The following is a 685-nucleotide window of genomic DNA, read 5'->3' on the forward strand; positions in this document are numbered from 1 at the left end:
CACCCGCAGCGGATGGTCGGCCCGGACCCGTTGTTCCAAATCCACGTAGCTGAACAGCGACCCAACCACCGCATCACTGCCACGCATCCTCACCCCGCTCGCTGCCGGGGGTAGGGAATCACGCAGGCGGCATCACCACAATGAATTTCAGCAGCCTGTTAGAGAACGGCTCGGGACACCATCGGGTGTTCCGGCGCGGCCTGCGTCCTGGGGGGCGGGTTCCCCCATCGCAGCGGAGATCGGGGCGATGTTTTTTGGGGGAGGCGCTTGCATTGCTAGCCGCGCCTGCTAAAAGCGCCATCACCGACGACGGGGCGCGGGCGTAGCTCAGGGGTAGAGCACAACCTTGCCAAGGTTGGGGTCGAGGGTTCGAATCCCTTCGCCCGCTCCAGTCGGTTCCCTTACAACCTGTCTCTCCCGACCGGGACACCCCGCTGAGGCGCAGGTTTCCTGCGGTTTTCGGCTGCGACCTTGAGGGTGCGCAGGCGGAACGAGGGCGGTTTTTCTCTCCGAAATGACGGAGACTCTCTCCGCCTTGAGGGTAGGCCGATTTATCCAACAAGATCTAGACCTTTATTGCCCTGACTGTGCATAGCCGCAGTGTTGGAAGTAGGCGGCGCACTCGCTCGGACTGAAGCGGTCGAGGAGACTGCCGATGGTATCCCAGAGGGTGCCGACGGTCCTG

1 tRNA gene is annotated in these 685 nt (G+C 62.9%); it reads left to right on the forward strand.

The features are described 5' to 3' along the window. Positions 1-316: 316 nt before the first annotated feature. Positions 317-391 (forward strand) — tRNA-Gly (locus LHA35_RS28430). Positions 392-685 lie beyond the last annotated feature (294 nt).

The sequence above is a fragment of the Roseicella aerolata genome (assembly GCF_020523605.1).
GTDB classification, from domain to species: Bacteria; Pseudomonadota; Alphaproteobacteria; order Acetobacterales; family Acetobacteraceae; genus Paracraurococcus; species Paracraurococcus aerolatus.